Source organism: Frankia sp. CeCAU1, assembly GCF_977971845.1.
The window spans coordinates 20373-28000 of sequence record NZ_CDWWXA010000058.1 but is presented as its reverse complement, the minus strand read 5'-3'; the positions used below and the strand labels follow the sequence as shown (position 1 = coordinate 28000).

The following is a 7628-nucleotide window of genomic DNA, read 5'->3' as shown; positions in this document are numbered from 1 at the left end:
CCGGGCACGAACCAGCCGGGCACGAACCAGCGTCAAAACAGCTTAGAGAGTGGCCTGCAGGGACTTGATCGGCATGCTCAGCTCGGCCAGCATCTTCAGGTCGGCCTCCGCGGAACGGCCCAGCGTCGTCAGATAGTTTCCGACGATCATGGCGTTGATGCCACCGAGCATCCCCTGCACGTCGAGATCGCCCAGGGTGATCTCGCGTCCGCCGGAGTAGCGCAGGATCGTGCGCGGCATGGCGAGGCGGAACGCCGCGATCGCGCGCAGCGCGTCACGCGGCTCGACCAGCGGAAGATCCCCGAAGGGCGTTCCCGGCCGCGGGTTGAGGAAGTTCAGCGGAACCTCGTCGGGCTCCAGGGCCGCAAGCTGGGTGGCGAGCTCGGCACGCTGCTCGAGGCTCTCGCCGACGCCCAGAATGGCGCCGCAGCACAGCTCCATCCCCGCGGCCCGCACCATCTCACAGGTCTCCCACCGTTCCTCCCAGCTGTGGGTGGTGACCACGTTCGGGAAGTGCGAGCGGGCCGTCTCCAGATTGTGGTTGTAACGGTGCACACCCATCGCCGTGAGTTCGTCGACCTGCTCGGAGGTCAGCATGCCCAGCGAGCAGGCGACGTTGATGTCGACCGCCGCACGGATGGCGGCGACCCCCTCCCGCACCTGCGCCATGAGCCGGGCGTCCGGGCCCCGTACGGCCGCGACGATGCAGAACTCGGTGGCGCCTGTCGCCGCGGTCTGCCGGGCGGCGTCGACGAGCGAGGGCACGTCCAGCCAGGCGGACCGCACCGGCGAGTCGAACTTGCCGGACTGCGAGCAGAAGTGACAATCTTCCGGGCATCCGCCGGTCTTGAGGCTGACGATCCCCTCCACCTCGACCTCCGGACCACACCAGCGCATCCGCACCTCGTGGGCCAGGGCGAGCAGATCGGTCAGCGTCTCGTCCGGGAGCCGGAGCACGGCGAGCACGCCGGCCTCGTCCAGCCCCCGTCCGCCATCGAGGACCCCGCGCCGTGCCACGGTGAGGATGTCGGCACCGTCCTGGTCCGCCGGCGGCCGCGGCGACACCGGTGCAGGTGCGGTGGGGTGCGCGGTCACGGACGTGGTCACGGATGCAGTCACAGGGGTCTCCAGACAAGGGTCGACGGGTGCGGTGGGCGCGTGGTGGCGGTGGGCATCGTGGTCGGGACTGATGCGCATGCACCCAGGTGCATGCGCATCCATTGTCGAACCGGCGCGCGGATGTGGGGCCGGATTCCCGAACACCATCGAGCCCCGAAGACTATCGAGCATGGTGGTTACGTCTCGTAGCGAGCTCTGAACTCCTGGGCACGGAACGTGCCGCCAAGTGCCGGTTGCAGCGAGGCACGCGCCACGGCCAGGAACTCGAGCCGGGCCAGCAGGCCGGCTCCCGCCGGAAGGACGCCGGCCAGCGGCCGGGCGGCCAGGCTTTCCAGGTCGATGAGGTTGCACCGGCAGGCCAGATCCGGTTCGGCCGGCCAGGACCCGACCACCACGCCGGCGAGGTCCAGGCCGCGGTGCGCCAGCGCCTCCAGGGTCAGCGCCGTGTTGTTCAGAGCGCCCAGGCCTGCGGCGGTCACGACGAGCACCGGCGCCCGCAGCACCCGGGCGAGGTCGGCGAGGGTGGCGCCGCCCGCGTCGTAGCGGACCAGCAGGCCGCCGGCGCCCTCGACGAGGACGAGATCGCGGCTGTCGGCGAGGGTGCCGATCCGGGCGGCGAGCTCGTCGAGGTCGACGGCCCGGTGCCCGGACCTGCGGGCGGCGGTGGCCGGAGCGAGCGGGTCGGGGTAGCGGGCCAGCTCGTGGACGTCGGTGATCCCGGTCAGATCGCGGACGAGGTCGACGTCACCCAGCTCGCCGGGGCCGACACCGGTCTGGGCCGGTTTCACCACCGCGACCGCGTGGTGTCGGTCGTGCGCGAGCGCGCCGATCGCGGCCGTCACCACCGTCTTACCGACCCCGGTGCCGGTCCCGGTCATCACCAGGACCGTCATCGGGCCAGGACTGTCATCGGGCCAGGACCCCGGCGGCGGCCAGCGCGTCGGTGACGATCGCGAGGTCGGCATCGGTGAGATCGGCCCGGGCGGCGAGGCGCAGCCGGCTGGTCCCGACCGGCACCGTCGGTGGCCGGAAGCAGCCGACGGCCACCCCGTGCCCGCGGCAGGTCGTCGCGGCCGCGATCGCGGGTTCGGGATCCCCAATGATCACTGAAACGACGGCCCCGGCGGGATCCGGCGCGCCGGTCAGGCCGGCGAGCTGACGGGCCCGGCGCCGGACGGTGCCGGGCAGCTCCGGGTGGCCCCCCAGAAACTCCAGGGCGGCCAGCGCGGTGCCCACGTTCGCCGGGGCGAGGCCGGTATCGAAGATGAAGCTGCGGGCGGTGTCGATGAGGTGATCGCGCACGGCCGCCTCGCCCAGCACCGCGCCGCCCTGGCCGCCCAGCGCCTTGGACAGGGTGGCCGTCGCCACCACGTCCGGCTCCCCGGCGAGGCCAGTGGCGGCGAGTGCCCCCCGACCGGCGGGCCCGACCACCCCGAGCGCATGGGCCTCGTCGACGACCAGGACCGCTCCGTGGGCCCGGGCGGCCGCGTGCAGTTCGGTCAACGGGGCGAGATCGCCGTCCGCGGAGAACACCGACTCGGTCACGACGAGTGCCCGCCGCCAGGGGCGTCCGGCGAGGGCCGCCGCGACCGTGGCCACATCGGCATGCGGTGTCACGACGACGTCCGCCCGGGACAGCCGGCAGGCGTCCACGATCGAGGCGTGGTTCAGCGCGTCCGAGACGACCAGGTCGCCGGGGCCGGCCAGGGCGGTGACCACCGCGAGGTTCGCCGTGTAGCCGGAGGAGAAGACCAGGGCCGAGGCGAATCCGGCGTGCGCGGCGAGCGCGTTCTCCAGCTCCCCGTGCAACGTGGTCGTCCCGGTCATGAGCCGGCTCCCGGTGGCCCCGGCACCCCAGGCGCGCAGGGCGCGGATCCCGCCGTCGACGACCGCCGGATGACGGCTGAGCCCGAGGTAGTCGTTGCCCGCGAGATCGACGAGCACGCTTGCGCCCGGTTTGTCCGGGCCGCCCCGCGGGCGTAGCTCGCGGCGCAGCCCGGCGGCGGCCCGGGCCCGGGCGTGGTCCGCGAGCCAGGCGAGCGGCGCGGCAGCCTCGACGTCATCGACGGTCACGACGGTCAGCGTACGGGTATCGGCCACTGTGATGGGGTGCCCGCCACCTCACGAACCCGGCCGGTCTGGCAGTCTGCGAGCCGTGGGAACCCTCGCCGACATGCTGCGCGCGAGCACGGATCTCAGCGACGACGACATCGACCACCTGCACGCGCTCGTCGCGGACTGGGCTCTGCTCGCCGACCTCTCCTTCGCTGATCTGTTGCTGCTCGTGCCTGTCCGCTCCGGCTCGGGGGCCAGCCGGGGCGGCCACGCCAGCGGAGCCGAATTCCTCGTCGTGGCCCAGGTTCGTCCCACCACCGGTCCAACCGCGTACCACAACGACGAGGTCGGCAGCGTCGTGATCAATCGCTGGGTAGTCCAGAACGCCTGGCGGGAACACCGGATCGCGCGGGAGGGCGAGCCCGAGTGGGACGGCGGGGTCCCGGTGCGGACCGAGGCGATCCCGGTCCGGCGGGGTGACGAGGTGATCGCCGTCCTTGCCCGGGACACCAACCTCGCGACCACCCGGACGCCGAGCGCGCTGGAGTCGGCTTATCTGCAGGGTGCCAACAACCTGGCCCTGATGATCGCCGAGGGCGCCTTTCCGCTCCGCGGCAGCTCGGCGGAGCTTCCCGAGTCCCCCCGGGTGGGCGACGGCATGATGCGGCTCGACAGCGCCGGAAAGGTGATCTTCGCGAGTCCGAACGCGCTCTCGGCGTACCGCCGGCTCGGCTACACCGGCAATGTCACGGGCGAGGACCTCCGCTCCGTGCACCGGGCGCTGAACCTGTCCGCCACGACCCCGGCGGTCTGGCACGCGCTCGGCCGGCGTCGGCCGGTGGAGGTGGAGGCCGCGGTCGGGAGCACGGTGGTACTTCTGCGGGCGATACCGCTCTTCCCCGGGGCGACCCGGGAGGTGCTGGTGCTCGTCCGGGACGTCTCCGAACTACGTCGCCGCGAGGCGCTGCTGCTGAGTAAGGACGCGACGATCCGTGAGATTCATCACAGGGTCAAGAACAATCTACAGACCGTAGCCGCCCTACTGCGGTTGCAGATGCGGCGGACGAAGGTCGACGAGGCGCGCTCGGCGCTGCGGGAGTCGGTGCGCCGGGTCACCTCGATCGCGGTCGTGCACGAGACGCTGTCCCAGAGCCTGGGGGAGAGCGTGCCGTTCGACGAGATCGCCGACCAGATCACCTCGGTCACGGTGGATCTGGCCTCCACCGGGGCCCGGGCGAACACCCGCCGGACCGGGTCGTTCGGGCGGCTTCCCGGCGAACTCGCCACCCCGTTGGCTCTTGTGCTTTCCGAACTTCTGCAGAATGCTGTAGAACATGCGTTCGACGGTTCGGCGGGTTCCATCGAGATCCGGGTCAGCCGCCTGGCAGACCGGCTTGACGTCGTCGTGGCCGACGACGGTGCCGGGCTGCCCGAGGACTTCCAGCTCGAGCACTCGCCAAGGCTGGGGCTGCAGATCGTCCGCCAGCTGGTGCTGGGCGAGATGCACGGCACCATCCGGCTCCAGGCCGGTCCAGAGCACGGGACGGAGGCGCTCCTGTCGATCCCACTTTCTGAAAGTTGAGTGTTTAGGGTGCCCGGGAGGGGGTATTCCCCAGGATGTGTCCCTCGTCCATGGCCGTCGTGCCGATGTGGCGTGCTCGTGGGGGGCCGGATCGGGACCGTCCCGGGCGGTGGTTCGCCTGAGCGGGTCCGATCGCCGGGAGGTGCGGTCGGGGGCGGAAAACATTACGGCCGCCCCGTCCGCGTCGCGCCGCATTGCTGCGGCGGACGCGCGGACAGAACGGCCGATGCTGCTGCCAGCCACCCCTGTGCCGCGGTACGGGTTGTGGCATGACCTCATGCGGCGACCACTGCGGTCCGCCGGTGCCGCTTCCGGTGGGCAGGGCCTGCCGCGAGCGGGTGTTGTTGTTCGGACCCGGGACGTGGTGCCGGGTCCTCGGGTGCTGTCGGCCCGCCGTCGGGGACGGTCCTGCGGTCAGGCGGTTCGAACCCGGAGTCGGACCTGGCGCTTGAGCGCCCGGCGTTCGTCCTCGCTCATCCCGCCCCAGACACCGGAGTCCTGCCCGGTGTCCAGTGCCCAGTTGAGGCAGTCACTCGTGACTGCGCACCGCGCGCAAACGGCCTTTGCCTCTTCGACCTGGCGTTCCGCCGGACCGGTTGTACCGATCGGGAAGAAGAGCTCGGGATCCTCGTCACGGCAGAGCGCTCTGTGGCGCCAGTCCATGCGTACAACTCCCTCTCTCGTCTCGGGCCACACTGCACATGAGACGCTTTGTGAGCCGCTACGGTTGTGCCGAGGTGAAAAATAAATTGAGCAGGATGTCTGCTCGGCCTCGGCGGCGGCCGTAGAGCGGGTTGCCGGGTGTCGGTAAGCCCGGGTGCACGTGCATCCACCTCGGACATTCGCCACCCTCCCACCCGAACAGGCAGCAGCGCAAGAACCTGCAAGCCTCTTCACAGCCTGGCTGGCCTGCACTTGTCCGGCAAGGACACAGACGGACCACGGGGGGCGACCGTCTCCTTGGATGGCCGAAGTGCCACGGGAGCCCCGATTGCCAGGGGATGTTACGCTCCGTTGTATCGATCGTTACCGGTGCGGCCGGTGGGCGGCCCGGATCCTCGGCGATCAAGCCGCCGATGTCATGCCAGTCGGTCATGGATCCGTTCTGTGGTGCCTGAGGGCTGCCTGAGGTCCGCTCCGGCGCCGGTGCGCGCCGTCATCCCGGCCCGATCTGACCCGCTCGCGTCGCCGGAGATGGCAGGGTTGGGGCATGGAGGTTCTCGGCCATCGTGGCAGCAGGGTTCCCGGCCCGGAGAACACGGTCGAGGCGGTGGATGCCGCGTTGCGGGTGGGCGCCGACGGTGTCGAGGTCGACGTGCGGCGCAGCGCGGACGGCGACCTGGTCTGCGTGCACGACGCGCGGCTGTCCCGTCCCGCCGGCCGGGCCGTGGTCCGGCAGACCACGGCGGCGCTGCGGGCCCGGGGGATCCCTCTGCTCGATGAGATCCTCGACGTGTGGGATGGTCACGGTCGGCTCATCTGTGAGATCAAGAACCAGCCCGGGCAGCCGGACTTCGACGCCCCCCGGGAGCAGACCGCGCGCCGGCTTGCCGAGACGCTGCGTGCCCGGGGATGGACCGGCCGCCGGCCGGACGCCGCTGACCTTGACGCCGGTGCCGGCGGCATCACGGTGTCGTCGTTCGACTGGTTCGCCATCGAGGCGGTGCGTGACGCCGACCTCGCGGTCACGACGGCGTTCCTCACCATGCCCCGGATGTCGGTGAGCGGCGGCCTCGCCTACGCACGGTCGGCGGGCCACACCGAACTGCATGTGCACACCAGCGCGGTGCTCGGCACCTCCGACGCGGCGGGACGGGCGCGCGAAGCCGGCGTCCGGTTGATCACCTGGACGGTGACCAGCGTCGAGGACGCCCGGCGGATCCGCGACGCGGGCGTCACCGGGGCGATCTGCGACGACCCCATGGAGATCTGCCAGGCGCTGTCCCGGCTGGACGGGACCCCCACCACGGCGCTCGACGCCTGAGCGGACATTCTCCTGGGCGGGCAGCCGTCAGGCGACGACGCGCAGCGCGTGCGGCTGGTGGGTCAGCAGCACCTCGGAGAACATCCCGAGATACTCGCCGTCCATCTGCACCGGCAGGGGCGTATCCGTGGAGAAACGGATCGACGACGTGTTGTGGCGGCGCACCACGTTGCGACCGCGCGGACCCTCGCCGTCGGTGAGTATCCGCGAGGCGGCCCGCAGCACGCTGGGCAACCGTACCCGCCGCAGCGCGAGGAGGTCCAGACCGGTGTCGAAGGACGCGTCCGGGCAGGCGAGGACGGGACGGGAGTTGAAGTAGGTCCACGGGCGGGTGTTGCAGACGATGCAGAAGGCGATGTGCTCCTCGGCCCGCCCGCCCGCCGGGTCGGTGGTCCCGGGGTCGGGGGCCGAGCCGGCGTCGGTGGTCGTCAGGGTGATGGGCGAACCGCGGCGGTCGGTGCCGTGGAGGATCTGACCCGCCGCGGTCCGCAGGAACAGGCCGGCGGTGTTGCGTCTGCCCTTGCCACGCTTCTCCTCGACCCGCGCGACGACCCGGGCATCCAGGCCGATACCGAAACAGAACGTGAACCAGCGCCGTTCGTCGCCGTACTGAGCCCGGCCGAGGCTGATCCGCTGGGTGCGGCCCTCGCGGAGCGCGCTCAGCAGCTCGCCGGTCGCCTCCACCGGTGACGCGGAGTAGCCTAGCGCGCGAGCGAAGACGTTGGTGCTGCCACCCGGGACCACGGCGAACGCTGGGCCGCCCGGTACCGGACCGTTCTGGAGCAGTCCGTTGATGATCTCGTTGACGGTACCGTCCCCACCGAGCGCAAGCACCACGTCGACGCCGAGTTCGGCCGCTCTGGCCCCCAGTTCCACCCCGTGCCCCCG

Annotated in this window: 7 protein-coding genes; 2 read left to right on the top strand and 5 right to left on the bottom strand. The window is 71.5% G+C overall.

Annotated elements, in window-relative coordinates:
* Positions 1–42: 42 nt before the first annotated feature.
* The 3 genes from bioB to AC08OO_RS12285 form a co-directional block, all read right to left on the bottom strand.
* Positions 43–1119 carry a biotin synthase BioB gene (bioB, locus tag AC08OO_RS12295; protein ID WP_476611493.1) on the bottom strand — a complete coding sequence of 359 codons (1077 nt, stop codon included), beginning with the start codon at positions 1117–1119 and terminating at the stop codon, positions 43–45.
* Between the two features lie 176 nt (positions 1120–1295).
* Positions 1296–2012, bottom strand: coding sequence for a dethiobiotin synthase (gene bioD / locus AC08OO_RS12290; RefSeq protein ID WP_476611492.1), 717 nt, complete (start codon positions 2010–2012; stop codon positions 1296–1298).
* A 13-nt stretch (positions 2013–2025) separates the two neighbouring features.
* Entirely contained in the window at positions 2026–3192 is a 1167-nt protein-coding gene (locus AC08OO_RS12285; RefSeq protein WP_476607439.1) for an 8-amino-7-oxononanoate synthase, read from the bottom strand.
* A 100-nt stretch (positions 3193–3292) separates the two neighbouring features.
* Between AC08OO_RS12285 and AC08OO_RS12280 the strand changes: the two genes are divergently transcribed.
* Positions 3293–4756, top strand: a complete 1464-nt coding sequence (locus AC08OO_RS12280; protein ID WP_476611494.1) for a sensor histidine kinase — start codon at positions 3293–3295, stop codon at positions 4754–4756.
* Positions 4757–5170: 414 nt separating this feature from the next.
* Here AC08OO_RS12280 and AC08OO_RS12275 read toward each other — a convergent pair whose 3' ends face one another.
* Positions 5171–5419 (bottom strand): WhiB family transcriptional regulator, encoded by a 249-nt coding sequence (locus AC08OO_RS12275; RefSeq protein WP_011438134.1) that lies wholly within the window; start codon positions 5417–5419, stop codon positions 5171–5173.
* 547 nt (positions 5420–5966) lie between these two features.
* On the opposite strand from AC08OO_RS12275, the gene AC08OO_RS12270 reads away from it, so the two are divergent.
* Complete coding sequence (locus AC08OO_RS12270) at positions 5967–6740, top strand: glycerophosphodiester phosphodiesterase (protein WP_476611491.1); 774 nt, start codon at positions 5967–5969, stop codon at positions 6738–6740.
* 27 nt (positions 6741–6767) lie between these two features.
* Here the strand turns inward: AC08OO_RS12270 and AC08OO_RS12265 are convergent.
* Positions 6768–7628: diacylglycerol/lipid kinase family protein (locus AC08OO_RS12265; RefSeq protein WP_476618522.1), on the bottom strand; the 861-nt coding region annotated here is incomplete at its 5' end.